This window comes from Algoriphagus sp., assembly GCF_029254265.1.
Lineage (GTDB): Bacteria > Bacteroidota > Bacteroidia > Cytophagales > Cyclobacteriaceae > Algoriphagus.
The window spans coordinates 35164-61840 of the sequence record NZ_JAQWXX010000040.1 but is presented as its reverse complement, the minus strand read 5'-3'; the positions used below and the strand labels follow the sequence as shown (position 1 = coordinate 61840).

Sequence of the window (26677 nt, the reverse complement as noted above, 5' to 3'; positions counted from 1 at the left end):
AGTATGCCTGTAAAATAATCTGTCTTAAAGTGAGAAAAGCATTTTTTTTCTAACTTTGACCTCAACCTATTAAACCTTACAAATGAAAATTGCGCTAATCGCCCATGATGGTAAAAAAGCCGACATGGTTCATTTTTTAAGTGGATTCAAGGATCGGCTCCTTCAAGCTGATGTGGATCTTGTAGCTACAGGAACCACCGGTTCGCATATTGAAAAAGCAGGTTTTGAGGTTCAAAAGTTACTTTCTGGACCAATAGGTGGAGATGCACAAATTGCCGCAATGGCCGCTCAAAAAGAATTAACCATGGTTATTTTCTTCCGAGATCCATTGGACAAACATCCTCACGAACCAGACGTTCAGATGCTTATGCGGATCTGTGATGTGCATAATATTCCGCTGGCTACTAACCCGGCTTCGGCAGAATTGATGTTTAAAGCCTTAACTCAAACCTTATAAATGGAACCTAAAACCATAAAAAAAATCGGTGTCTTAACTTCAGGTGGTGATTCACCTGGGATGAACGCCGCTATTCGCGCAGTAGTCCGTGCGGGATTCTATTACAATCTTGACATGTATGGAATATACCGAGGCTACGAAGGAATGATTCAAAACGACATTAAGAAACTTGAATCTCGGCATATAACCCATGTCTTGGAAAGAGGTGGAACATTCTTGAAATCTGCTCGAAGTGATGAGTTCAGAACTCCAGAAGGCCGGAAAAAAGCTTACGAAAATCTTAAAAGCCATGGAATCGACGCACTAGTTGTCATCGGCGGGGATGGTTCGTTGACTGGTGCTCATTTATTTTACCAGGAGTTTGGTATTCCTTCCATAGGACTTCCTGGCACCATAGACAATGATCTATCAGGTACTGATTCAACAATCGGATTTGATACTGCTTGTAATACAGCGATCGAAGCAATTGACAAAATCAGAGATACCGCTACTTCTCATGACCGACTTTTCTTTGTGGAAGTGATGGGAAGAGATGCTGGTTTTATTGCGATCAATGCAGGAATAGGAAGCGCTGCAGCAGCAATCCTAATTCCTGAGAAAAAAATGCCAATTGAGCAATTGGTAGAGAAACTTAAAGTTAGAACCAAAGCCAAAAAATCTTCTAACATCGTTATTGTTGCAGAAGGAGGAAAAAGCGGAGGTGCTGGTGATATTCCCGCTTTAGTCAAAAAACATCTGCCTTATTATGATATAAAAGTCACTATACTTGGTCACCTTCAACGAGGAGGAGCCCCTTCTTCTTTTGATAGACTTCTAGCTTCAAAACTAGGAGTGTCCGCGGTAGAAGGTCTTTTGGCTGGAAAGTATGATGTAATGGCAGGATTGATAAATCATAAGGTTGTGTTCACACCGATCAAAAAAGCAATCGTTGATGATAAAACAGTAGATGAAGATGACTTCAGAATCGCAAAGATTCTAAGCACATAAAAAAATTAAAGTTTGACTTATAATGAACAAAGCTTGATCATTGATCAAGCTTTGTTCATTTAAGCCTTGTTATTAAGCTTATTATTTAGTCAGGAGTATGCTGGAATTCTTTCCAAGTTTCACTTTTCCTTCCGCATATACTGCACCGCCCAGCTGGTAGATTTTATTCGAAAATTCTTTGGGAACATCCACCGTAATTTCCTTTTCCCCAAGATTATGGAGGACAAAAATCTCTTCATTTTGGGCTTTCCTAAAGTAAGCCATTACACTTTTTGGATAAACCTCAGAAGCTAATTCCAAGGATCCAATTGCCAATGCAGGATGAGTATTTCTCATGAAAATAAGTCCCTTATAGTGATTGAAATAACTATTGGGATCCTCCTTTTGAATGGATAGTGGAGTAACTGTAGCATCAGTGCTATAAACAGGTTCAATCCAACTGGTTCTCCCCTTATCTTTCTCTTTAAGATCCCAAAGAAATGGTTCTCTTATATTTTCATCAGGTTTCAAACCAAGCATCCCGATTTCCTCACCATAATAGAGATAAGGGGCTCCAGGCATAGTCAGTAAAATTGCACTTGCTTGTTTATACTTTTCCGGATCACTTCCCAATTCATTGAGCAATCTTGGCTGATCGTGATTGGAAGAGATCGTAGCATCAATGAAATTAGGAGTGATTCCTTGGTAAAAATCCAGAATCTCCTTTTGCTTCTTGGCAAGCAGCATTCCATTCTCAGTATTCAATGCCTCAAGCAAGGTATAATGAAAATCAAAATTGAATAAGGCAGGTAATCCAGGTAGATAAGGGGCTACAATTTCCTTTTTGTCATACACTTCACCAACCAAGTAAACATCTGGTTTGATGGCTTCCATTTTCGCCCGAAACTCTTTCCAAAAGGCATGATTATCTAAAGGTCTATCATCCGGAAAAATATGCTTCGCTGCATCTAAGCGGAATCCATCGACACCTACTTCCTCCAGCCAAAATTTTCCAATATCATAGATTTCTTCTCGGACTTTAGGGTTATCAAAATTCAGATCAGGCATTCCTCCAATAAAAAACCCATAATAAAAATCTTCACCATTTCCTGGGTCATGCCATTGTCTGATATTATCACTGTCAAGAGTGATGACTTTCTTTTCTATGGATTCTGCAATGGTATCTTTTTGAGCCCAAACATAATAATCCCGAAATTCATTGTCTCTCCCTTTTCTCGACTCCACAAACCAAGGATGCTCACTGCTACTATGATTGATGATCATGTCAATTACAATCTTGATATCTCTCTTGTGAGCTTCATCTAATAGATTCTTAAAGTCCTCCATTGTTCCATAGTCAGGATGAATTGCTCTGTAATCAGTAACATCATATTTATGATAGCTTGGAGAAGGCATGATCGGCATAAACCAAATCGCGTTAGCTCCTAACTCTTTTACATAATCAAGTTTTTCGGTTACACCATTTAGGTCTCCTATTCCATCTCCATCAGAATCATTGAACGATTGGACGAAAATCTCATACGTCACTCCAGCTTGTGGCCAATAATTTACTGGTTCGGCAACCTCTTTTGGAGAGCATGCAATTGCAAATGCAAATCCAGCCATAAGGATCAATTTTGAATTCTTCATCGGGATACTTTTTAAATAGAAAAAGTCACCGATCAAAGTGACTTTTTCTAGAAAATCAAAGTTTGTTAATTTCTATTTACTGCATTCAGCATATCAAATGCCATCTCAAGACGCTTCACGAAGTTTTCCTCTCCCTTACGCAACCAGTTTCTTGGATCATAATATTTCTTATTTGGACTATCTGATCCTTCCGGATTACCAAGTTGGGACTGAAGATAGGCTTCATTCTTTTTATAATTCATCAAAATACCTTCCCAAAATGCCCATTGCATATCGGTGTCAATATTCATTTTAATAGAGCCATAGCTATTTGCTTCTCGGATTTCCTCAACAGTAGAACCAGAACCTCCATGGAATACAAAATTTAAAGGCTTTCCAGTCGTACCGTATTTCTGATTGATATAGTCCTGCGAATTCTTCAAAATGATTGGCTTCAGAGAAACATTTCCAGGCTTATAAACACCGTGAACGTTTCCAAAGGCAGCAGCAATGGTAAATAAATCTCCAATTTGCTTCAAATGCTCATAAGCATAAGCCACTTCTTCAGGCTGAGTATATAATTTTGAAGAATCCACATCAGAATTATCCACTCCATCTTCCTCACCACCAGTCACTCCAAGTTCAATCTCGATCGCCATGTCGAGCTTCGCAAATTCTTTGAAGTAATTACAAGAGATTTCAACGTTCTCTTCAAGCGGCTCTTCAGAAAGATCCAGCATATGCGAGCTATACAAAGGTCTCTTGTGAGTTGCATAATAAGCTTTTCCTGCTTCAAGTAAGCCATCAATCCAAGGCAATAGTTTTTTGGCTGCATGATCTGTATGCAAGATAACTGGGACGCCATAAGCCTCGGCCATCAAGTGAACATGGTGCGCTCCGGAAATCCCACCTGCAATACTTGCTTGTTGTTTATCATTTGCCAATGACTTACCTGCAAAAAATTGGGCACCTCCATTTGAGAATTGAATAATTACTGGTGAATTCACCTTCTTGGCAGTTTCAAAAACTGCATTTACAGAATTGGTATTGATTACATTGACTGCCGGCATTGCAAACTCATTCTCTTTTGCATAAGCATAAAGATCCTTAAGCTCCTCACCGTATTTTACTCCTGGTTTAAATTTCATAGTGGAATTAGGTTTGATTATCTTTTTATAAAGCGCTTTACAAGCACATTTTTAGTATCGTAAGCTTCAAAGATATAAATCCCTGCCTTAATATTCCTCACATCTAATTCTAATTTCTGGGTATTTGCTCCAGTTTTCCCTTCAATCAAAGGTCTTCCTGTCATGTCTACGATTCGGTAATTAGATCCTGCCATTTCATTTGGCAGCTCTATTATTAACTCGCCTGAAGTAGGAACAGGGTACATTTTAAAGGATCCGTTCAGATTTATTTCTTTTGGTACGGAGGTCACAAAATCCTCTTGAAGAATTCCCTTAGCAGGTGTTGGAAGTTTTTTGTCGGTGAAAAGATAAAACTCACTTGATCTCAGACTAAAATTAATTGTCGTGTTTGTTACATTGAATTCCTCACCGGTAAAATAATTATACCATTTTCCGGTCTTTGGGAAAGTTAGGGGAATATTCCCCACACTTGACAATCCAAAATTCCCATGAAGTACTACATCCATATCCTCACTTTCTAAAATGATAGACTTTACAGCTCCACTAAGTGTTAGGGTAGTTTTTTCAGGTTTATTAAATACTTGATGCGCATCTTTAAGAGATATCATTTCCTGATAAAGTTGAAATAATCGCTGCCTTTCTGGATTATCAAGGTAATTCCATTTGGTTGGCTTGATACCAAGACGATCATTATTCAGTTCTTGATCATAGCCAAATTCCCCAAACTGCCAGATCATTTTTGGTCCTGGAATCGTGAAATAGAAAGCAGTCATCAACTGATTTCGATTCACAGCATTTTCCAACTGTTTTAAGTTTATCGGAGAAGTTGCCCCAAAATTTAGGGTTTCCCACATCACGCGCTCTTCGTCATGAGATTCTTGATATGCAATAAGATTCGGTTCTTTCCACCCCCGATTCCCGTAGTAGGCCCAGCCTAAATCTTTGTTTTGTCCTTTGGCAATTTCTCTAAAATCGAAATTCATATTTCCCCAAAACATCAATCCATAATCCGCCAATTCTTTTTCCTCATCATTGGCTGATAAATGCTCCAAAATCACATAAGCATCAGGATGGTTTGACTTGATTCTGTCGTAGATGTGTTTCCAAATTTTAATTCGTGAGGGATCATATTGTGACCAGATGCCAACATTATCTCCTGATTCTACTTGAGTAAATCCCTTTGAAAGGTCAAAGCGGAACCCATCTACTTTGTACTCTGTAAGCCAATAATTATTTACAGAATCGACAAATGCCTGCGTGTATTTACTCTCATGATTGAAATCATACCCCACATTAAATGGATGTTTGGCCTCACGATTAAACCATGGGCTATCCGACGTTGGCGCACCATAATCACCATCATTGTAGAGTCTCACCATCGGATTTTGGCCAAAAGCATGATTAAGGACCATGTCTAAAATCACAGCTATTCCTTTACCATGAGCCTCGTCAATAAGTCTTTTGAGATCATTTTTTGTCCCATAGTATTTATCCGGTGCAAAGAAGAAGGAAGGATTATATCCCCAAGATAAATTTCCTTCAAATTCCCCAACAGGCATCAGTTCAATGGCATTTATACCTAGGTCCTTCAAATAATCTAATCGATCAATAACTGCATTGTAGCTTCGCTCCTCATCAAAATCACGAACTAATAATTCATACACTACAAGCTCTTCTGGCTTTGGTTTTTGGAAACTGGAATTTTTCCAGACAAAGGGATCTTGGGCAGTTTGAAGATAGGTAGCCTGAAATTGAGTCTTAGTGGATGGATAAGGCAGCAAACCGGGATATCTTCCTTGGGAAATAATTTCTTGGTCTCCGTTTGGGTCGGATGTTTTATCTGCATATGGATCCCCAATACGAATCAGCCCATCTATTAAGTATTGGAAAATATACTCTTTCTTAGGAATCAAATTTGAAATCTTTAGCCAGAAAATCTCCCCATCTGGCGTTCTGTTCATTTGATATTCTGCTGACTTCTCCCAATTGTTGAAATCCCCAATTACCTGAACCAGTTTCTTCCCAGGCGCATTAAGTGCTAAAATTACTTCGGTATCTGAGAGATAATTAATTCCTAATTTGACTCCTGAAGGAAGAGGAGCTATAATAGAAGGAGCAAAAACTTCGATATTTACAGTTTCTGAATCCTGGTTACTACCACTTATGGCTTTTGCTGTAAGCTTATAATTTCCAGCTTTAGTTGCTGTATAGGAATAGGTTAAAGAAGAAGCTTCTGCTATATTTTTAACTTCTATTCCATCCAATTCGAAAGAAATGGAAGCAGGCGAGGAAGTTTCAGCCTGAAATTCAAAAGACTCTCCAATCTCGAGCGAAACTTCAGAAGAATTGGGAGCCGTAAATGCCACTTGAAAACCTTGTGCTAGATTTACAAAAAAATCACCATTCGCAGTAGTTTTCCCCTCTTTTGAACCATCTCCATTTCGGAAGACCATTCCCAGTCTATAGATGGTTAGTCCATTTGGATTGGTAAAAAAACTATCTGGAGTGAGCTCGAAATAATATTGATTTGTCTGACCAACTACTTTGGTCATTTTAGCGTTGGGGTCCGTGGTCGCCCAGGTAAAAGGGACAATTGACCATGTAGTAGAAGAAGCACTTTCTGTGACTGCACCGATGTGAATATACACATCACAATTACAATCTTTCAACCCCGAAGAACCCTGACTTGCATCGTAAATAATTCTTACTTTTTCACCTGCATTTGGCACTGATGGATCAGTAGTTACCTGGGCAAAAGCAACTTGTGAAAGAAACACAAGGAGAAATAAAGGAAGAAATTTCTTGACGATTTTCATGGGTTTATTTATAAAGGATGACCGACAATGGACTTTGAAGACCCATTGTCGGTCTTTAATTCAAACAGCTTATAGCACCTCTTGCTATTAGTTTTCTGTCATTGTATAAGACACTTCACCAGGAATTTTAAAATCCAAAGTAATCGTGTATTTACCAGCAGCCTCAATTTTAATGTTGTCTCCACCATTTACGAGCGCCCCATCTTTAAGTCCTAAATTAAAGTCCCATGACTGGTTGGCACGAAACTTCATTTCGCCTACTTTAAGATCAGTAGTGATAGTAAGTACATTCAGGTCTTTATCAAAATTCATCGGAGTCTCAGAATCCCATCCTTTTTTAGTGGCATCACCAATAATCCCCCAAAGTTTTGGATCAGACATAGTATATGTTTTCGATTCGAGGTCTACTGTAACTTCATAAGTACCAAACTTTGTCACTTTGATATTGCTAGCATCTGATTGATTATCAAGTTTACCGTCTGCACCAGTATCTCCGTAGTTTTTACCGTCTACCCAATCAGGCTCTTCGGTAAATTTGAATTCTCCACTTCCACCCAATACATGCACGAATCCAGTAAATGTTTTATTGAAATTTACAGATTTCAAAGTTGTATTCAAGTTACTTGGATTCCAGCCTTGGTAATCTCCTGGAACATAAAGCAATGGGAATTCAACAAAAGAATCATAAGGAGTCACTGAAAGCGTTGTTGTTTCCCCGTAGATTGGGGAAAGTGGCTGTGTGATGGTTGCTTTAACTCTAAACTCTACATCAGAAGCGACTCCAAGAGGCAGGCCTTTTGCAACCAATTCTTCGTTCAGTTTTTCTGTGCTGACTTCTATGATGTTAGATTTGGAGAAGCCAAGTTCTTTTGCATTTGAAAAGTTCGCTCCAGCAATGTCCATTTCCAGATAGTAGGTCACCTCACCTTGCATTCCAAAGTCTGCTGCAGTAACGGAAAATGGAATCAAGGCTTCAGGTGCATCTCTGTCCAACACTAGTGAAGAACCCGAAGAAGGGTCTACAAGGGCTGCCCCGATTTGATCAATGATCGGAGGCATTTCATAATTATCGCAAGCGAATAGTAATGGAACTAAAGCTGCGAACCAAGCGATTTTTTGGATGGTTTTCATAAAGTAAAATTGGTAATTGTTTATTGATTCTTGAAATAATTAAATTTTTTTGTAAAATATTTAAATATTAAAGAGCCCTCAAATGAATTATTTAACGGTCATTTGACTTCCCTACTGAAATTATAAACCTGAATAATCAATAAAACAATAGCACGAGTTGAGCTAACTACTAAATTTTTATTGCAATCGTTTGCGTTGACGATTGCATAAGAAAAGTTTTTTTCAAAAGACAAAGAATCAAATTTACTTGTTTTGAAATTTGACCTTAAATTAAATAGATTGCTCACGCACAATCAATAAATGGATTGATTGAAACATATTCTAGGAATAATCTAATTGTATGAAAATTGGTCAAGCCACAATAAAAGATATTGCACGGGAACTTAATGTATCCTCTTCTACCGTTTCCAGAGCATTGAAAGATTATCCCGGAATCAGTGATGAAACCAAGCGAAAAGTCAAAGAAGTAGCTGAAAAACTTAATTACAGGCCAAATGCAATAGCACTTTCGCTACGAAAAAGCAGATCTTTTACCATTGGAGTGATTATTCCTGAGGTGGTTCACTTCTTTTTTTCAACCGTCATCAGTGGAATTGAGGAAGTCGCTTCATCTCGAGGTTATAATGTCATCCTTTCCCAAACCAATGAGAGTTTGACTCGGGAAAAGTCAAGTATTGACACCATGCTTTCCAATCAGATTGATGGTTTCCTTGTAAGCTTTTCCAAAGAAACAACTGATTTCGAGCACTTTTCCAGACTTTTAGATCATGGCTATCCTATTATATTTTTCGATCGGGTACCCAATATTCCCCATTCCATTAATGTAATGGTAGATGATTATCATGGCGCTTATAATGCTACCTCTCACCTGATTTCCCAAGGATACAATCGAATAGTGCATCTTGCAGGGCCAAAAAACCTAAGCATCAGCAAAGAAAGAGAGAGAGGCTATCGAGATGCGCTTACCAATCATGGAATCCCCATCGATCCAACCCTTATCATTGAGTGCGCTTATGGAACTTCAGATGAAGGGTTTAAGATCACAGAAAAGCTTTTTAAAGAACAAAAAGAAAAGCCAGATGGGATTTTTGCAAATAATGATATCGCAGCTGCCGGTGCTATTCTAGCCTGCAAATCGTTGGGCTATTCAGTCCCTGATGATGTAGGAGTAGTAGGTTTCAGTAACTGGCAATTTTGTTCGATGATTGAACCCACTCTTTCTTCTGTTTCACAGCCTGGATTTAAAATGGGATCAAAAGCCACTGAGCTACTGCTTGACCTAATCGAAAAAAAGCTAGATCCAGATACCATCACTGAACCCATCGTACTTGAAACCGAGCTTTTGATTCGGAATTCATCGGTAAAATGAGAAATTCAAAAAAAATTTTTTGAATTTCTCATTTTTGGTGCAAACGATTGAATAAGCCCAAAAATCGAATAATTGGTATTTCATCTAAATTCACTTTAGCAAATCAGCCTGTTTTGATTCCCTAGGAGGATTTTTTGTATCCACAATCGTTTCTAAATTAGCCCAATCACTCCTTCAAATTCGAATAAGATTACCCATGAAATCCCCTGAAACATCTTTAAAAAAATCGAAATCTTCAGCTAGACATATCGGAATGGGAGCTTTGAGTTTTTGGAAAGAAACTGAAACAGGTATAGAAGGTAATTCAGTAGCTGGAAAGTTCAAGTTCACCGTTTATGATTCAGGAATGATCAGGATTCAGATGAGCAGATACCCTGACTTTGAATCCAATCCATATTCAGTGATTTCAACTCCTAAAAGTGTAAAATTTACTATTACCGAAAAAGACAATCATCTTTTCCTTAAAACTGAAAAGTTACTTCTGAAGGTAAATTTCGAGACATTCAGCTTAAGTTTTTTTGATCATGAAGGGAGGCTATTAAATGCTGATGATTCATTGGGGACTGCTTGGATCGGAACAGAAGTAACCACCTATAAGCAAGTTCAAAAAGATGAAAAATTCATTGGACTGGGGGAAAAAACAGGAAATCTAAACAGGTTCGGAAAGGCATTTACCAATTGGAATACGGACTACTTCGCTTACGGTGTAGGAGATGATCCACTCTACATGAGCATTCCTTTCTACATTGGAGTTCATGATCAGGGGGCTTATGGCATATTTTTGGACAACACACATAAAACAGTTTTTAACTTTGGAGCATCTACAAATCGCTTCATTTATTTCACTGCTGAAGATGGTGATATGGATTATTATTTCATTCACGAGCCTACAGTATCAGGAATCATCAGCAGCTACACGGCACTTACTGGCAGAATGGCTATGCCACCCAAATGGTCATTGGGATTTCAGCAATGCCGGTATTCTTACTATCCTGACAAGGAAGTGCTAACGCTTGCCAATACTTTTCGAGATAAAAACATGCCTGCTGATGTGATCTACTTGGATATTCATCACATGGAGGCGTACAAGGTTTTCACTTTTGATGGGGAAAAATTCCCTGATCCAAAAGCTATGATTACTGCTTTGAAAGCAAAGGGCTTTCGAATAATCGTAATAATGGATCCTGGAATCAAAACTGAGAAAGGGTACCTTCCCTATGAAGAGGGAAAGGAAAAGGATCTATTTGTGAAATTCCCTGACGGACAGCAATACGAAGGTCAGGTATGGCCCGGATGGTGCTCTTTTCCAGATTTTACCAAAGCCGAAACTAGATCTTGGTGGGCAGAAAAAATGAAGTTTTACACAGAGGCTGGAGTCGATGGTTTCTGGACGGATATGAATGAACCTGCTTCTTGGGGGCAATTCACTCCTAATTTGATTGAATTTGATTACGAAGGAAATCCTGCTTCTCATCGCCAAGCAAGAAACATCTACGGGATGCAAATGGCTCGCAGCGCTCAGGAAGGTTCCTTATTGCAAAATAAAACAGAACGACCTTTTGTGCTTACCCGCTCTGGATTTTCAGGAATCCAGCGATTTGCTGCAGCTTGGACCGGTGATAATGTAGCCTCAGAAGAACATATGTTGGCGGGGATTCGCTTAATAAATAGTCTAGGCTTAAGTGGCGTAGCTTTTTCAGGATATGATGTCGGAGGATTTGCCGGAGAGGCGAGCAAATCACTATTCGCTCGATGGATGAGTATTGCAGCTTTTTCACCACTATATCGTGCGCATTCCATGATCAATACAAACGATGCTGAGCCATGGGCATTTGGAGAAGAAGTAGAGGAAATATCACGTAATTACATGAAACTTCGATATAGACTTCTTCCTACGATTTATAGTGCATTTTATGAAGCGACTCAATCGGGATTGCCTTTGGTAAGTAGCCTTGCGATAGATTATCCAAATGACGAGAATATTTACAGTTCAGCTTTTCAAAATCAATATTTATTCTGCAATCGATTTTTGGTTGCACCTGTTGAAAGCTATAAAGAAATCACAAAGGTCTATTTACCTGAAGGACAATGGTATTATATGTATTCTGATCAACTAGCTGAAGGTAAGAATACAATTTATCAGGATACACCCATAAACTATTTACCAGTTTATGTCAAAGCAGGAAGTGTTTTTAGCATGCAGTCGGATGTTTTCTCTACCAGCGAATCACATGATGGAACATTAAGAATTCATGTTTACTATGGAGACAATGGAAGTTCATACCTGCACTATGAAGATGATGGCATCTCCCATGATTATCAGTCAGGTAACTATTCGAAACGAGAAATCACTTATTCCCCGGGTCAAAATCAACTAGTTTTAGGTAAAACTGAGGGGAGCTACCCCAGTGATTTCAGTAAACTCAAGATTTTCTTTCATGGATTTAAATTTCATCACTTTGAGGTAAATGGATCGGGAAAACAGTCTGGCAAAACAGATTTCGCTTTCCTATCCAAGCTTACAGAATTTGATCCACTTCCGGAAAACGATCATCCATATTATCAAATCAAAGATTTGACTTTCTTGGAAATTGAAAATTCATCTGGGAAAATTGTAATAGATATCCTATCCTAAGTTCAAATAACCCTAAGCAGCCCCAAAATGACCCAAAAGAAGAATTTAAGTTTCTGGCAAATCTGGAATATGAGTTTTGGATTTCTAGGAATTCAGTTCGGATTTGCATTACAAGGAGGATTCATGTCTCGAATCTTCCAAACACTTGGTGCAGATAAAGATGCCATTCCATTTCTTTGGATTGCAGCTCCACTGACAGGCTTATTGGTACAGCCCATAGTCGGTTATTTAAGCGATCGCACATGGCATCCAAAGTTTGGAAGAAGAAAACCCTTCTTTTTTATCGGAGCAGTACTAAGCACTATTGCCTTGTTTTTTGCACCATATTCCTCTGCATTGTGGATGGCGGCAGGATCACTTTGGATATTGGATGCATCAATCAATATCAGTATGGAGCCTTTCCGAGCATTGGTAGCAGATAAGCTTCCTGATTCTCAACGATCTTATGGATTCGTAGTACAAACACTTGTAATAGGAATAGGGACTTGGATCGCCTCAAATCTTCCTTGGATGATGACCCAATTGGGCGTTCCGAATACTGCTCCTGAAGGTGTGGTTCCTGATTCAGTGAAATATGCTTTTGCGATAGGAGCTTTTGTACTCTTCACCTCTATTGTTTATACCATTTTTACCACAGAAGAATATCCTCCAGAGGATATGGATGAGTTTGAAAGGGAAAAAGCTGCAAATAAAGGTGCATTCTCTGGCTTCAAAGAGATCACTCAAAATATTGCTTCCATGCCTAAGGTTATGAAGCAGTTAGGCCTAGTTCAGTTTTTCTCCTGGTTTGCATTCTTTACCATGTGGAGTTTCGCTACGCCTGCAATTACTGAGCATATTTTTGGAGCGACAGATACAAGTTCTGCAGCTTATAATGATGCAGCCGATAGCGTGGGGAATTATTTGGGTACTTATGGGTTAGTTTCCATGTTTTATGCCTTGATTTTGGCCTATGTGGCCAGCAAAATCAAGATAAACAGAAGGCTTGTCCATTTGGTGAGTTTAATAGCAGGAGGTTGTGGTTTCATTTTAATCTATTTTATTTCCGAACCATGGATGCTCCATATTTGCTTTTCTCTAGTTGGAATAGCTTGGGCCAGCATTCTTTCCATGCCATATGCCATGCTCTCCAGTTCTGTAGAACCCAAAAAGATGGGAGTTTACATGGGTATATTCAATATGTTTATTGTGATACCCCAAATAGTTGCAGCACTTGGGGGGGTTAACTTTCTATATAAATTAATTTTCGGTGAGGCTGTGATCAATACAATGCTATTGGCTGGGTTACTTCTCATATTGGCTGGATTAAGCAACCTGATGATCACTGATCGCAAAGTCACACACGACTAACCAATCCTATAAAATATTGGAAAGCCGGTTCTATTTGGGATCGGCTTTCTTATTTTTAGGAAAATAAACTGACATGAAAACACTTCGAATCACTGGAGTACCAGAACATTTCAATTACCCTTGGAAAAAAGTAATAGCTCGCCAACCTTTTCTTTCCGAGGGAATTAAACTGGAATGGATTGATGAATCCCGGGGGTCTGGTCAGATGAATCAAGCTTTGCGGGAAAATGAAACCGAACTAGCGATTGTTTTAACGGAGAGCTTTCTCAAGGATTTTGAAGTGGGGAACCCTTCAAAAATGATTGGTTTTCATGTGAACTCACCCTTAATTTGGGGAATTCATATTCCAGGAGGATCAATCGAAAACTCTGTACATGAGTTGAAAAAACATGATTTTTTAATCTCAAGACTGGGGTCTGGCTCTTACCTTATGGCTTTTGTCTTGGCACAAAGAGAAAACTGGAAGACTCAAGATTTAGAGTTCAAAATAGTGGGCAATCTTCCTGGTGCACTTGAACACATGAACCCGACTCATCCCGAGATATTTCTTTGGGAGAAGTTCACTACCAAACCTTGGGTAGATTCTGGAGAAATGAAACTTATCGGAGAGGTTCCTAGCCCTTGGGCTTGCTTCGTAGTCGTCGCCACAAATGCTGCATTGAAAGAATTTGGTGAGGTTATCTTTCAGCTTAGAGATTTGGTGTATTCAGAAGCTTCAAAATTAAAAAGCACTAAGAGTACAATTTCAGAGATTTCTCAAGCCTATGGATTAAATGAGAAAGATCTTGAATTCTGGTTTGCTGAAACCGATTGGGCAACAAAGCCAGTCATTTCAAGAAAAGAACTGAACAGCTCTATGGAGAAAATGGTCGAACTTGGGATTCTAAAGTCAATTCAAAAGCCAGAAGATTTTCTTATAATGGATAGACTGACTGTAGAGAATTAGGCCTTAGATAACACTATGCAAACTGTGGTGCCTTGATTGGGTGTACTTTCTATGCTAAGATCTCCCCCATTCATTTTAACGAACTCTTTACAGATCTGAAGTCCAAGTCCGGATCCTTGTTCAGATAATGTGCCTGGTTTTGAGTCCGAAATAGTAATACGTTCAGAGAGAATTTGATTGATTTGATCTTTAGTCATCCCCACTCCATGATCTGTGATACAGAGCTTTACACTTTCCCCATATCCTAAAGATTTTATAATTAAATTATCTCCCGGCTTGGAAAACTTTACGGCATTGGTAATTATATTCCGAATTGCCACTTCGATCAAATCAGGATCTGCCATGATAGGCAATTCATTTTGAAAGTCACTTTGAATTTGAATCAACTTTTCTTCCAATTGAGGCTTGATCAATGCCAATATAGAACTTACAGTATCTGAATATTTAATCTCTCTTTTATTCAATTTGAACCCTTCCATTTGAGTCAAGGACCACTTTAGTGTATTATTTAAAGTGAGATAAACTGTATCCACATCCTTCTTAATATTCCCGATCAATTCCTCGAACTCTTCCTTTTCAAGTTCTCCGGCTAGAAGCAAATCAACACAGTTTTTTACCTGACCTATTGGACTTCTTAGGTCATGTCCTAGAATTGAAAAGAGTTTATTTTTTGCTTGATTGATTTTCTCGAGCTCTTTAGATTTTTGTTCCAGATCAATATTTTGTTCTCTTTTCTTTTTATTTAACCGAACCAGCCAAATACTCAACATCAATATCAGAACCCCTGCAATACTAATCACCCAAACAATCCTATTAATAAATTGGAGTCGATTTGCTTGATTTTCATTTTGAGCCTGAAGTAATTCTAATTCTGATTTTTTTAGATTATCCTGAAACATCCCCTGAAGCAAAGCCAATCGATCTTTGTTTGTTTGACCTAGTAGAGAATCATTCAAACTCAAATATTTCGACTGCTCCTCAAAAGCAGCTGCAATTTTTCCTTCTGCCTCATAAACTTTTGCGAGATACTTATGGGATTTAGTTAGTTCGTCTAAAAAAGAGTTTTCTGAAGATAATTTGATTCCCCGTTTTAAAAACTCTTCAGCTTCTACAAGATTTCCTTTCTGTAATAAAGTATTACCCAACCGATGTAAGAGACTAGCTTTTAATGTTAAAATGCCTTGTATTTCTGCATAATCGAGTGATTTTCGAAAAGCAGCTTCCGCTAGATCAAGTTCAGCTTTAGCCAAATTAACATCCCCAATAATTCGAAATGTAAAAGCTGTTAAATAAGGTGACCCAGCATTTCTATTAGTTTCAATGGACTTGTTGGCATAGTAAAGAGCAGAATCTAATTCTCCTAATTGGATGAAATTATATCCCACATTATTTAAACTTCGAATTTGAGTGTAAAGGTCATCCGTGGATTTGGAGATTCGATAAGCTTCCTTGAACTGAACGATAGCCATGGAAAAGTTTTGTTGCTCATAATATAACGCTCCCAAATTATTTAATATCCTTGCAGCCTCTCCGTAGTCTGAGGCTTGAAGAGCTAACTCGTAGGCTTTTTCAGAATAGCTGAAACTCTTCTGCCATTGCCCTTGACGATAGTAGATCCATGCAATATTTTCTTTTGCTTTAGCTTCCCCAGATTTATTCTTCAATTCTTTGGACAGTTGCTCAGCCTCTATAGAATAAGACATAGCCTCTTCCTGAGAAATCTCTCTGAGATTAGTTCCAAGTTCATTAAGAGTGTTTATTCTTGAATTACCTTCAGATTCTGAAAGAACTGCCTTAAGGCTATCAGTATCGAGATCTTGAGAATAAGCGTGGGTCGAATAAATAAAAAAAAGGAAGACCGAAAAACAGGTTAATTTAAACAAGGGCAATAAATTTCAATTGGATCGCAAAATAATAATATTCGACACCTATCTCTACTTTTAAGTACAGAAAATTGTAAGGAAATAAATTGGAGTATGCTAAAGTCTAAACTTTTAATTCATCCCAATTCCAGTCTTTATTCATTTGGGAAATTGCGTGATGCGCTGTAAGATCATATTGACAGGGCACAATAGAGATAAAATTATTTGCAATAGCCCATTCATCATTATCTTCCCCTTTGTCAAAGTTGACAAAATTTCCAGCCATCCAATAATACTTTCTCCCTGTAGGATCAAAACGTTCGGAAAACTCCTCTTGCCATTTGGCGTCTGCCTGCCGCACAACTTTAATTCCTTGAATAGTTTGATTTTGTTTCGGTGGAAAGTTAACATTCAGCGCTATCCCTTTTGGGATTCCATTTTCAAGGACTTGTCTTGCTATTTTTTCTACCCATTCTTCCACATGTGAAAAATCCGCTTTGGAAGAATAATCGCAAAGGCTAAATCCAATAGAAGGATATCCCTCCAAAGCACCCTCGATAGCTGCCGACATTGTACCTGAGTATAAGACCGAGATTGAAGTATTTGACCCATGGTTGATTCCGCTTACTACTAGATCAGGAGTCCTGTTCTTTAAAACATGGTGTTTGGCCAATTTGACACAGTCAGCAGGAGTGCCACTGGATTTATAAGCTTGTACATCTTTAAAAATATCCTCCTCCACAAGTCTTAGAGTCTCCCCAATGGTGATCGCATGCCCCATCCCAGATTGAGGGCTATCAGGCGCTACCACCACCACCTCACCAAGTTTTTTCATTACAGAGACTAAAACTCTTATTCCTTTAGAAGTGATTCCATCGTCATTAGAGACGAGAATTAGTGGCTTTGACATTAGTTTTTGTTGAGTTCATTGTAATAAGCTGTGATGCGGAGTAAATCTCCTCGCTTATCGTGTTCTAATCGGTTTTTTCGCATAAAAAGACTAATTTCTTCATCATGACCGGTGAGCATATCAAAGAGGTCTTTTTTCTTGAGGCTATATCGATCTATAGATCCATTTTTGAAAAAGTAATAATTGAACGCCAATCGATATCCAATCATAGTCGGTGGACCCCAAAAAGGATTCATGCCCATGGTATTCATTGCACCCATATTTCGAGAATCGGTTGCAATATATTCTCTACAAAGTAGTGCTACATTTTCCCCTTCGGTAAGGACCTCAAAGAAAATAGGTGTCTCATAATCTCCATTAAGTGCATAGGGCAAAGAGTAAAACTTTCGAAGTCCTCCGAATACCTCGTCAAAAATCTCAAAATATGAGACATTGGAGGCGGTGAAGGTAGTGATGGTTTCGTTCTGAAGCTGGACAAGGTTATTTACTAAATCGTACTTTACCAAGCCAGAATATACTTGTCCATCCGTGCCATAAATATTTCCCTTGTGGAAAATTTGCGAAGGAAATTGATTTTGCGCAGATACCGCTCCTGCTCCTAACACTAGGAGAAAGGCTAATATCCAAATTTTGACTATCGTACTTTTCATCATTCCCTGTTCTACGTAATTATATTAAAGCAGTTTATTGAATGCATTTAGAAATCTTTGACTTTGGTCAATAAAACAGCATTCTACTTTAAAATATTATGCCCCATTTTATCTCTTTTTGTTTGAAGATATCGCTCATTATGAGGATTTGGAACTATTTCGATTGGAAGCTGCTCTACGATCTCCAAACCATATCCAAGAAGTCCAACTCTTTTCTTTGGATTATTTGAGATCAAACGAATCTTGGAAACGCCCAAGTCACGTAATATCTGAGCTCCTACTCCATAATCTCTACTATCCATTGGAAGACCTAAAGCCAAATTAGCTTGTACCGTATCCATTCCTTGCTCCTGAAGTTTGTAAGCTTTCAATTTATTAATCAAGCCTATTCCTCTTCCCTCCTGATTCATATATAAAATCACTCCTTTTCCTTCTTCCTCTACCATCTTCATGGCATTGTGAAGTTGGGGGCCACAATCACAACGACAAGACCCAAAAATATCTCCTGTAGCACAAGACGAATGAACACGAACCATAATCGGCTCTTCTTCTGTCCATGTGCCTTTGATCAAGGCCATGTGAATCTCTTCGGTATTGGTCTGACGAAACGCAATCAAATCAAAATCACCATATGTTGTAGGTAACTCGACTCCTATCTCTCGTTTGATCAACGATTCATTTTTTAATCGATATGCGATCAAATCTTTAATAGAGATAAGTTTCAGGTTGAACTTCTTTGCGACATGCACTAAATCCGGAAGTCTAGCCATAGATCCATCTTCATTCATGATCTCTACCAATACTCCTGCAGGAGAAAAGCCAGCTAATCTAGCTAAATCTATTGCCGCTTCGGTATGGCCTGCTCTTCGAAGAACTCCTCCTCTTTTTGCTTTCAATGGGAAGATATGTCCGGGCTTACCTAATTCAGAAGGATGAATTGAATCATCAACCAAAGCTTTGATTGTCTTAGCACGGTCAGATGCTGAAATACCAGTTGTACAACCATGTCCCACAAGATCAACAGAAACGGTAAATGGCGTCTCAAATGCTGCTGTATTACTTCCTACCATCAACTCCAGACCAAGCTGTTCGCAGCGGTCTTCTATCAATGGTGCACAGATCAAACCTCTCCCATGAGTTGCCATGAAATTGACGATCTCAGGAGTAATAGATTCTGCAGCGCATACAAAATCACCCTCATTTTCACGATCCTCATCATCTACTACAATGATTACTTCTCCTTTTTTGATCGCTTCGATTGCATCTTCAATCGGATCAAGAATTATATTTTCCACAAAACTTGGGTTTACATTTTCTAATTGGAGGTGCAAATTTACACGCTTTCAGTTTAAAACAGGATTACACCAAATAAAGTTTGGTTTCAACCAATCACAATTCCCAGCTCTCTATCTATCTCCAATTGGACTTTTTTCAATTCAAAATAAAGCTCCTGAAAACCAATAATTTGTTGGTCAGGCAATTTTTCCATTTCTGCGTTTTTCAGTTTCAGCTTTGCCTCTTCCATCATCTTCTGAACCATTTTCCGCTTGAGCCTTAATATAGTTTTGTACCCTGTCAATGATAAATCATCCGACTCCTTATTAATGATTATTTGATGCTTGTCGGCCCAGTGAACGGATACTTCGTGGCGCATAGTAACCAAATCAATCACTTCTTTTTGGATCTCTTGATCTCCTAGACCAATAAAATACTCCACTGTGGGAATTAGTCCTTTTACCAAAGCATATCTGTACAGTTTCAACAAACGAGCATAAACCGGAGTACTGAATTCTAAATCTTCTGTTTCAGACAAAAGGTAACTTGATAAGGAAATTTCTTGCTCGGACAGCTTTTGGGTTCCATAATTCACCAATATCCGAACCATTTCTCTTTCTTGAATTCGAAGAATCTCTTCAAAAGAAGTTTCAATTTCTGTAGGAAGAATTTCTTGAATAGCTTCCTCTGCCTCAATTTCCTGCTTCTGCTTATTGTAAAAATCTTTTTGCGTTTTTAGAATAGATTTATTCAATTCTGCATGAATAATCTCTTCCTCAATTTCCAATAAATTAGAAGCTTCTTTAGCATAAACCGATCGAATAATCGGATCAGGTATTTTTCCAATGCTTAATACCACTTCTCTGATTACCTCTGCTTTGCGAATAGGGTCTTTGGCATATTCTTCCTGATAGAGTCCAATTTTAAAACCTATAAAATCACGACTATTTGAGGCCAAATAAGCTTGAAATGCTTCAGAACCAACCTTCCTAGAGTAACTGTCTGGATCTTCTCCATCTGGAAAAACCACTGCTTTTACATTAAGCCCTCCTTCCAAAAGCAAATCAATTCCTCTCAACGAAGCTTTAATCCCGGCAGAGTCTCCATCATAAAGAACTGTCACTTGATTGGTAAATCGCTTGATCAATTTAATCTGTCCGTCGGTAAGAGAGGTTCCAGAGGAGGCTACCACATTCTCTATACCGGAAAGATGCATGGATACCACATCCGTATAGCCTTCTACCAAAAAGCAGTTGTCCTTGTCCCGAATTGCTTTTTTTGCCTGAAACATCCCATAAAGCACATCACTTTTGTGATAGACTGGAGTTTCAGGGGAGTTGATATATTTGGGTTGATTTTTGTCTTTCGTAAGAATCCTTGCACCAAAGCCTATCGGCTTTCCGCTGATATTGTGAATCGTGAAAATTACCCGGTTTCGAAATCGATCATAAATCCTCGATGGATCTCCTTCCTTTTGTAAAACCAAGCCAGCTTTGAGAAGGATATCTTCTTGAAAACCTGCTGACTTTGCAGCCTTCAACATATTATCCCATCCATCAAGAGCATATCCTAAGTCGAATTTCTCGATAATAGAAGGTGTAAAGCCCCGCTCTTTGAAATAACTCAGTCCGATGGATCTTCCTTCATCAGATTGCAGATTCTTAACAAAAAAATCTCTTGCAAAACCTAAAGCAATAAAAAGACTTTCCCGCTCATTTTGGGCCTGATCTTGTTCTGGAGTACGATCTTGATCTTCCTCAACCTCGATCCCATACTTTTCGGCAAGGTGTCGGATCGCTTCCTGAAACCCGACCCCCTCGATATCCATTATAAATTGAATCGGGTCACCAGCTTTACCACAACCGAAACATTTATAAATCTGCTTGGCCGGGGAAAGCGAGAAAGAAGGTGTTTTTTCACCATGAAATGGACAACAAGCCCAAAGGTTTTGGCCTTTCTTTTTCAAAGGAACATAGTCACCGACCACCTCTGCGATGTCCATGCGTTCTTTAACCTTATCCGTGGTAAGCTTACTGATTCCCATAAATTATTTGTTAGAACAAAGTTAGTCGCTAGGCGATTTAATCTTAAACAAATCTCGCAGAACTATTTCCTCTATCCCTAAGTTAATTCTCATACATTTAAAATGTCGCTTCATAAAGAGCATGAGATGCTCTAAATTGCGAAAAATTTCCACATTACCCATGCAATTAACACAGGACTCAATCCTAAAATCCCTTTCAAGAGTACAAGATCCAGATTTGAAAAAAGATCTAGTGACCCTTGGTATGATTCAAAAAATTGAAATAGAGGGGAATACTGTTCGCTTCAATGTCGTACTTACCACTCCGGCTTGTCCTCTGAAAGAGGTGATCAAGAATAATTGCCTAGAAGAATTGGAAAAAGACTTTGGGACGGGCATCAACTGGGATCTGAACATGACCTCAGAAGTGACTACTATCAGAAATGCGACCCCTATCCTTCCTCAGGTGAAAAATATTATCGCGATTGCCTCTGGCAAAGGTGGTGTTGGAAAGTCTACGACAGCTGTCAATTTGGCCGTTGCCCTGGCACAAACTGGAGCAAAAGTAGGACTGATAGATGCAGATATTTCGGGACCTTCCATTCCGACTATGTTTAATGTGGAAGGGGAGCAGCCTGCTGTTAAAAAAATTGGAGAAAAGAATACAATTATCCCTATTTCCCAATACGGAGTAAAACTGATGTCTATTGGATTCTTAACTCCAACAGATAGTGCAGTAGTTTGGCGGGGACCAATGGCGAGTTCGGCATTGCGACAATTCATCTCTGATGTCGAATGGGGAGAACTTGACTACCTGCTTATCGATTTACCTCCCGGAACTTCCGATATCCACTTGACCATGGTGCAGACCTTACCTGTAACTGGCGCAGTAATCGTGACCACTCCACAAAAAGTCGCTCTTGCAGATGCTAATAAGGGATTATCAATGTTCAGACAGCCACAAATTAATGTTCCCGTTTTAGGTGTTATTGAAAATATGGCTTATTTTACACCCGAAGAGCTACCAGACAATAAATACTACCTGTTTGGCAAAGAAGGAGGTAGAAGATTAGCAGAGAAATACAGTGTGCCTTTTCTGGGAGAAGTGCCAATTATTCAAAGCATCCGCGAGAGCGGAGATACCGGATTTCCGGCTGTGATGAAAAAAGGATTAACTCAAGATGCATACATGAATTTGGCACAAGCAGTTGCAAGCCAAGTCGCCATCAGAAATGCCTCACAAGGCAAAACCGAGGTAGTAGAGATAAAAGGATAATTGAAAAAATGACAACAGAACTAAGAGAACAAATCGAATTCGCACTTGACACCATAAGACCTTATTTGGAGGCGGATGGAGGGAATGTTCGGATAGTAGAGTTGACAGAAGATCGGGTTCTAAGAATAGAAATGCTTGGGAATTGCGGTTCCTGCCCTATGTCTACCATGACACTAAAAGCTGGAGTAGAAGAAGCAATTAAAAGAGCTATTCCCGAAATCGTCAGAGTAGAAGCAGTTAATCTCACAGAAGCCTAATCTCTCCTCTTGATGAACAAACTGTTTGGGTTTTTAAAAAAAACCATTTTCCTATTTCTAGGAGTAGTTATATTTTTTAGTGAAGCTGATGCTCAGCAATTCCAAACTGTCAACGTCACAGGAAATCTTAGCAACACGACCACCCATGATCACAATGAAAAATGTGGTCATGGAATTCTCGAAGCAAAACTTGAGAAGGAGATGGGATATTTTGGCTCAAAGACATTTTTTGAGTCTTGGATTGATGGGAAAATTGAGATCGCTAAAAGTCAGCCACAGATTTTAGCAAAAATCAATGAAGAAGTAAGATTGATCCCTGTGGTAGTTCACGTTATTCACAATGGGCAAGAAATTGGCAATGGGACGAATATTCCACTAAGTCAGATTGAAGAACAAATAAGAATCCTTAATGAGGATTTTAGAAGATTAAACGCTGACGCAAGCCAAACTCCAGCTGAATTCCTTCCCGCAGCTGGCGATGCAAATATTGAGTTTGTTCTAGCAAAACAAGACCCTTCAGGACTGCCTACAGACGGGATAGTTCGTGTCCAAGGCACCAAAACCAGCTATTCCCCAGACGATGCCACAATTATAGGTCAATTATCCCAATGGGATCCTGCAACTTATATGAATATATGGGTTGTACCGCTCGTTCAGCCATTTATTGGCTACGCCTCTTTTCCAGTGTCAGATTTACCAGGTTTAAATTTCCCTCCCTTCTCTAGTATTACTGATGGGGTTACCATTGATTATAGATTTTTTGGTGTCGGAGGAAGTGCTATTTCAGCCTCTTTAGGAAGAACTGCAACTCATGAAGTAGGCCATTATTTCGGTCTGAGGCATATTTGGGGAGATGGTGGTTGTGGAGTAGATGATTTTGTGACTGATACACCACTTCAGGATAATTCCAACAATTCATGCACCGCAAATCCTTCAAGGTTCAGTTGTGATTCTAATGATATGATTCAGAACTACATGGATTACACTCCTGATGCGTGTATGAATCTTTTCACCAAAGGTCAAATCGAAAGATTTAATGTGGTTTTGGCTAATAGCCCAAGAAGAATAACGTTAGTGAATAATCGGGCGACAATTTCACCAGAATTAGTTGACCTTGATCTAGCTATTTCAAGAGTAATTGAACCTTCAGACTTTGCTTGTGGAATTGAAATCAACCCACAAATTGAGCTTTTGAATGCTGGAAACAATCTTCTTACTTCAGGAAGAGTGGAACTTCGTCAAAATGGAAACTTGATTGAAAGTAAAAGATTCACTTTTTCGCTAACAACCGGAGAAAGTGCTTTATTTTCATTTAGCCCCTTCAATTTAGTTGCTGACCAAAATGCAATTGAATTTAGAATCACACAAGTGAATGATCAAACTGATCAAAATGCTGATAACAATGTAAAAACTGTAAACCCGATTTTACAGAACTCAATAGACCTACCTTATTCATTTTCATTTTCCGACTTTCCAAATCCATGGACAATCAAAAACCCAGACAACAACTTTGGATGGGAAAGAACATCTCTGCAAATATCAGGTGAGGCAGAGGAGATGATTTATATTCGAAACTATGAATACGAAGGCCCTGGGCAGCTTGATTATTTTATTTCTCCGATCATTAATTTAAATGAATTTCCAAATGCCCAATTGGTTTTTGAAATGGCTCACGCACCTTACAACCAACAAGGTTTTCAAGACCGATTGATCGTGGCAGTTTCTCAGGATTGCGGCAATACATTCGATATTGCAAATTCCACTTATTCAAAAAGTGGCCAACGCCTGGAAACCTCCCCCGCACTATTGGATGAATTTATCCCTACGGAGTCCAGTCAGTTTAGAACTGAAATTGTAAATCTTGCAGCCTATGCAGACCTCGGTTCAGTCCGAATAGCAATAATTAATGAGAATGCATACGGGAATAATGTTTATCTAAAAAATATTAGAATTTCTCCGACAGAAGAATTAAATTACGAATTGAAAATTGAGGAGTTGCTTGTCCCTGCTCCTATCTCTGACGGGACACATGAAAATGAAATTATCCAACTGAGAAACACGGGGAATCTTCCTGTTTCTAAATTCCTGTTTTCCAGAAGTACAAATGGAGCTACTACTCAAACCTTTATTGCGAGCGGAAATGCTGTAAGCGGTGGTGAAACCTTTAATCTTACAGGGGATAACACTACAACAGAAGGTGTAAACAGACTAGACTTCACTGTATTTGAGCCTAATTTCGATCAAAACGCTGGGAACGCAGATAGTTTTAGATCTTATGCGCTAGAAGATCGATCCACTACGATTGTCCCTTGGAGAGAGAATTTCAACAATAGCTCGCAACTCAATCCTTGGCTGGCGATAAATCCGCAGGAAAATTCTACTTCTTGGACCGTATTTGCTGTCACAAATGGGAATGGTCCTAGCAATGTCGCTAGAGTTCAAACTTTGAAGAATGATAATTCCTATTGGTTAGGAACACAGATTTTTGATTTAACAGTTAGCAGTCAAGCAAGTGTTTTCTTCGACTATGCTGTAGGACAGGTAAGTTCGCAAACAAAATTAAAACTCCTCGCCAGTGACAATGCTGGTGAGAATTATACTGAAGTATGGTCAGCTACGGGAGCCGAACTTTCTACTGTAGAGATAGGCGAAGCAAATCCAAACAATGCCAACGACTACATCAGAAAATATGTAAACCTTACAGAATTTGCAGGGGTAGGTAAAAATCAAGTTCGATTAGCTTTCGTTCTTGAAGGAGGTTCAGAAACAGATTCTCCACTCTTTCTCGATAATGTCGAGCTATTCCTAAGCGCCAATCCAAATCCGGTAATTCCATCTGAGGGCATGACGATATTATATCCAAACCCAGCAACAGAATTCTTTAATATCGCATTTAACTTATCTAGACTGGAAACAGTTACAATACAAATCATTTCCAGTACTGGAGCTGTTGTTCAGGAAATTGAGTATCCAAATACTTTAAACCAAACCTATTCCTTCAGCACATCACTATTTTCCCCCGGAGTATTTATAATTAAAATCACTAGTGATACAGTCCGGGATACCAGGAGATTAATTATTAATTAAAGTCAAAATAAGCCGAAGAAAACCACTTCGGCTTATTTTTTGAAAGGTGAAATTATCAGTTTTTGAAAACTCCTTCGTTGGTAGGATTCAAAATTCCCAATATCTTTAGCTTACTTAATTTCAAACGAATACGACTCCATAAGGCTTTGAAAAAAATAATCATCACACTATCCATCATTTTTGGATTGACCATTTTATTAGGCTTCCTTTTTTTAAAAGTGTATCTACCAATGTACACCAATCATGGTGAAACAGTATCTGTTCCGGATTTATCAGGATACACCTTTGACGAAGGGGTCGAAATACTCTCCAAATCAGGCTTGCAATATCAGGTTTCTGTAGACTCAAGTTTCAGTACGGATGAAAAGCCTTTGGCAATTTTGAAGCAAATCCCTGAGGCTAATAGTCAGGTAAAAAGTGGGAGAAGGATTTACCTTACGCTAAACGCTCGAAATGCCCCCATGCTCAAAATGCCAAATTTGATCAATAATCCACTTAAAAATGCTCAGGAAATATTAGCTAATATGGGACTAGAACGTGGTGAGATCATCTATGTACCGGATATTGGGATTAATGTGGTATTAGGACAAAAATACCAAGGTGTTGATATTAAGGAGGGAGCAGAGATTCCAAAAGGGGCCAGAATAGACCTTACTGTAGGTGATGGTCTTGGAAATCAAATTTTGACGGTCCCTAACCTGATCGGAATGGACGAAATCGATGCGGAGTTTTTGATTTTGGGATCAAGTCTTCGAATTGGCGAAAAATACTTTATTGAAAATGACACCGTTCCTTCAGGAAAAGTATTTAAACAATCACCTACCTCAGATATGCAAGTCAAAACTGGCGAGTTGATTGAACTCTGGATTTCGAAAGAAAAATTTTAATTG

The 26677-nt window shown here is 38.8% G+C and carries 19 protein-coding genes; 10 read left to right on the top strand and 9 right to left on the bottom strand.

From position 1 onward, the window contains the following. Positions 1–82 precede the first annotated feature (82 nt). Together P8O16_RS05475 and pfkA are read left to right on the top strand one after the other, a co-directional pair. Positions 83–457 carry a methylglyoxal synthase gene (locus P8O16_RS05475; RefSeq protein ID WP_300311661.1) on the top strand — a complete coding sequence of 125 codons (375 nt, stop codon included), beginning with the start codon at positions 83–85 and terminating at the stop codon, positions 455–457. Next, positions 458–1444: a 6-phosphofructokinase gene (gene pfkA, locus P8O16_RS05470; protein WP_300311659.1), complete on the top strand. Its 987-nt coding sequence runs from the start codon at positions 458–460 to the stop codon at positions 1442–1444. 81 nt (positions 1445–1525) lie between these two features. Here the strand turns inward: pfkA and P8O16_RS05465 are convergent, their stop codons facing one another. The 4 genes from P8O16_RS05465 to P8O16_RS05450 form a co-directional block, all read right to left on the bottom strand. Then, positions 1526–3049: an alpha-amylase family glycosyl hydrolase gene (locus tag P8O16_RS05465; protein WP_300311795.1), complete on the bottom strand. Its 1524-nt coding sequence runs from the start codon at positions 3047–3049 to the stop codon at positions 1526–1528. Between the two features lie 89 nt (positions 3050–3138). Beyond that, entirely contained in the window at positions 3139–4200 is a 1062-nt protein-coding gene (fbaA, locus tag P8O16_RS05460; protein ID WP_300311657.1) for a class II fructose-bisphosphate aldolase, read from the bottom strand. Between the two features lie 17 nt (positions 4201–4217). Beyond that, positions 4218–7016, bottom strand: coding sequence for an alpha-amylase family glycosyl hydrolase (locus P8O16_RS05455; RefSeq protein WP_300311655.1), 2799 nt, complete (start codon positions 7014–7016; stop codon positions 4218–4220). 87 nt (positions 7017–7103) lie between these two features. Further along, positions 7104–8147 carry a SusE domain-containing protein gene (locus P8O16_RS05450; protein WP_300311653.1) on the bottom strand — a complete coding sequence of 348 codons (1044 nt, stop codon included), beginning with the start codon at positions 8145–8147 and terminating at the stop codon, positions 7104–7106. 340 nt (positions 8148–8487) lie between these two features. On the opposite strand from P8O16_RS05450, the gene P8O16_RS05445 reads away from it, so the two are divergent. The 4 genes from P8O16_RS05445 (at position 8488) to P8O16_RS05430 (ending at position 14447) form a co-directional block, all read left to right on the top strand. After that, a complete protein-coding gene (locus P8O16_RS05445) occupies positions 8488–9516 on the top strand; it encodes a LacI family DNA-binding transcriptional regulator (RefSeq protein WP_300311651.1) in 1029 nt (342 codons plus the stop codon). 196 nt (positions 9517–9712) lie between these two features. Continuing rightward, a complete protein-coding gene (locus P8O16_RS05440) occupies positions 9713–12151 on the top strand; it encodes a glycoside hydrolase family 31 protein (RefSeq protein ID WP_300311650.1) in 2439 nt (812 codons plus the stop codon). A gap of 27 nt (positions 12152–12178) precedes the next feature. After that, positions 12179–13501, top strand: a complete 1323-nt coding sequence (locus P8O16_RS05435) for an MFS transporter (RefSeq protein ID WP_300311648.1) — start codon at positions 12179–12181, stop codon at positions 13499–13501. A gap of 73 nt (positions 13502–13574) precedes the next feature. After that, the gene (locus tag P8O16_RS05430) at positions 13575–14447 is read left to right on the top strand and encodes an ABC transporter substrate-binding protein (RefSeq protein WP_300311646.1); all 873 of its coding nucleotides are present in this window, start codon (positions 13575–13577) and stop codon (positions 14445–14447) included. On the opposite strand, the gene P8O16_RS05425 is transcribed toward P8O16_RS05430, so the two are convergent. From P8O16_RS05425 to dnaG, 5 genes are all read right to left on the bottom strand, one after another. After that, a complete protein-coding gene (locus P8O16_RS05425) occupies positions 14444–16330 on the bottom strand; it encodes a tetratricopeptide repeat protein (RefSeq protein ID WP_300311644.1) in 1887 nt (628 codons plus the stop codon). The two genes, P8O16_RS05430 and P8O16_RS05425, sit on opposite strands and share 4 nt — an antisense overlap. A gap of 103 nt (positions 16331–16433) precedes the next feature. Further along, entirely contained in the window at positions 16434–17219 is a 786-nt protein-coding gene (gene surE / locus P8O16_RS05420) for a 5'/3'-nucleotidase SurE (protein WP_300311642.1), read from the bottom strand. Next, positions 17219–17869, bottom strand: a complete 651-nt coding sequence (locus P8O16_RS05415) for a hypothetical protein (RefSeq protein WP_300311640.1) — start codon at positions 17867–17869, stop codon at positions 17219–17221. Before P8O16_RS05415 ends, surE begins: the two co-directional genes overlap by 1 nt. A gap of 83 nt (positions 17870–17952) precedes the next feature. Then, the gene (locus P8O16_RS05410; protein ID WP_300311638.1) at positions 17953–19164 is read right to left on the bottom strand and encodes a bifunctional 3,4-dihydroxy-2-butanone-4-phosphate synthase/GTP cyclohydrolase II; all 1212 of its coding nucleotides are present in this window, start codon (positions 19162–19164) and stop codon (positions 17953–17955) included. 86 nt (positions 19165–19250) lie between these two features. Next, complete coding sequence (gene dnaG / locus P8O16_RS05405) at positions 19251–21188, bottom strand: DNA primase (protein WP_300311637.1); 1938 nt, start codon at positions 21186–21188, stop codon at positions 19251–19253. A 160-nt stretch (positions 21189–21348) separates the two neighbouring features. Here dnaG and P8O16_RS05400 point away from each other — a divergent pair, with 160 nt between their 5' ends. The 4 genes from P8O16_RS05400 (at position 21349) to P8O16_RS05385 (ending at position 26674) form a co-directional block, all read left to right on the top strand. Then, on the top strand, positions 21349–22443 hold the full coding sequence (locus P8O16_RS05400) for an Mrp/NBP35 family ATP-binding protein (protein ID WP_300311635.1): 1095 nt from the start codon (positions 21349–21351) through the stop codon (positions 22441–22443). 8 nt (positions 22444–22451) lie between these two features. Then, positions 22452–22700 carry a NifU family protein gene (locus tag P8O16_RS05395; RefSeq protein ID WP_075350768.1) on the top strand — a complete coding sequence of 83 codons (249 nt, stop codon included), beginning with the start codon at positions 22452–22454 and terminating at the stop codon, positions 22698–22700. A gap of 12 nt (positions 22701–22712) precedes the next feature. Continuing rightward, positions 22713–25787, top strand: coding sequence for a M43 family zinc metalloprotease (locus P8O16_RS05390; RefSeq protein ID WP_300311632.1), 3075 nt, complete (start codon positions 22713–22715; stop codon positions 25785–25787). Between the two features lie 146 nt (positions 25788–25933). After that, positions 25934–26674 carry a PASTA domain-containing protein gene (locus P8O16_RS05385; RefSeq protein ID WP_300311631.1) on the top strand — a complete coding sequence of 247 codons (741 nt, stop codon included), beginning with the start codon at positions 25934–25936 and terminating at the stop codon, positions 26672–26674. Positions 26675–26677: the final 3 nt, after the last annotated feature.

Excerpts from the sequence above, each read along its gene's own strand:
- P8O16_RS05450 (WP_300311653.1), bottom strand. The coding sequence starts at position 8,147 with ATGAAAACCATCCAAAAAATCGCTTGGTTCGCAGCTTTAGTTCCATTA.
- P8O16_RS05395 (WP_075350768.1), top strand. The coding sequence starts at position 22,452 with ATGACAACAGAACTAAGAGAACAAATCGAATTCGCACTTGACACCATA.
- dnaG (WP_300311637.1), bottom strand. The coding sequence starts at position 21,188 with ATGGGAATCAGTAAGCTTACCACGGATAAGGTTAAAGAACGCATGGAC.
- P8O16_RS05430 (WP_300311646.1), top strand. The coding sequence starts at position 13,575 with ATGAAAACACTTCGAATCACTGGAGTACCAGAACATTTCAATTACCCT.
- P8O16_RS05435 (WP_300311648.1), top strand. The coding sequence starts at position 12,179 with ATGACCCAAAAGAAGAATTTAAGTTTCTGGCAAATCTGGAATATGAGT.
- P8O16_RS05455 (WP_300311655.1), bottom strand. The coding sequence starts at position 7,016 with ATGAAAATCGTCAAGAAATTTCTTCCTTTATTTCTCCTTGTGTTTCTT.
- P8O16_RS05390 (WP_300311632.1), top strand. The coding sequence starts at position 22,713 with ATGAACAAACTGTTTGGGTTTTTAAAAAAAACCATTTTCCTATTTCTA.
- P8O16_RS05440 (WP_300311650.1), top strand. The coding sequence starts at position 9,713 with ATGAAATCCCCTGAAACATCTTTAAAAAAATCGAAATCTTCAGCTAGA.
- pfkA (WP_300311659.1), top strand. The coding sequence starts at position 458 with ATGGAACCTAAAACCATAAAAAAAATCGGTGTCTTAACTTCAGGTGGT.
- P8O16_RS05475 (WP_300311661.1), top strand. The coding sequence starts at position 83 with ATGAAAATTGCGCTAATCGCCCATGATGGTAAAAAAGCCGACATGGTT.
- P8O16_RS05415 (WP_300311640.1), bottom strand. The coding sequence starts at position 17,869 with ATGAAAAGTACGATAGTCAAAATTTGGATATTAGCCTTTCTCCTAGTG.
- P8O16_RS05400 (WP_300311635.1), top strand. The coding sequence starts at position 21,349 with ATGCAATTAACACAGGACTCAATCCTAAAATCCCTTTCAAGAGTACAA.
- P8O16_RS05445 (WP_300311651.1), top strand. The coding sequence starts at position 8,488 with ATGAAAATTGGTCAAGCCACAATAAAAGATATTGCACGGGAACTTAAT.
- P8O16_RS05465 (WP_300311795.1), bottom strand. The coding sequence starts at position 3,049 with ATGGCTGGATTTGCATTTGCAATTGCATGCTCTCCAAAAGAGGTTGCC.
- fbaA (WP_300311657.1), bottom strand. The coding sequence starts at position 4,200 with ATGAAATTTAAACCAGGAGTAAAATACGGTGAGGAGCTTAAGGATCTT.
- surE (WP_300311642.1), bottom strand. The coding sequence starts at position 17,219 with ATGTCAAAGCCACTAATTCTCGTCTCTAATGACGATGGAATCACTTCT.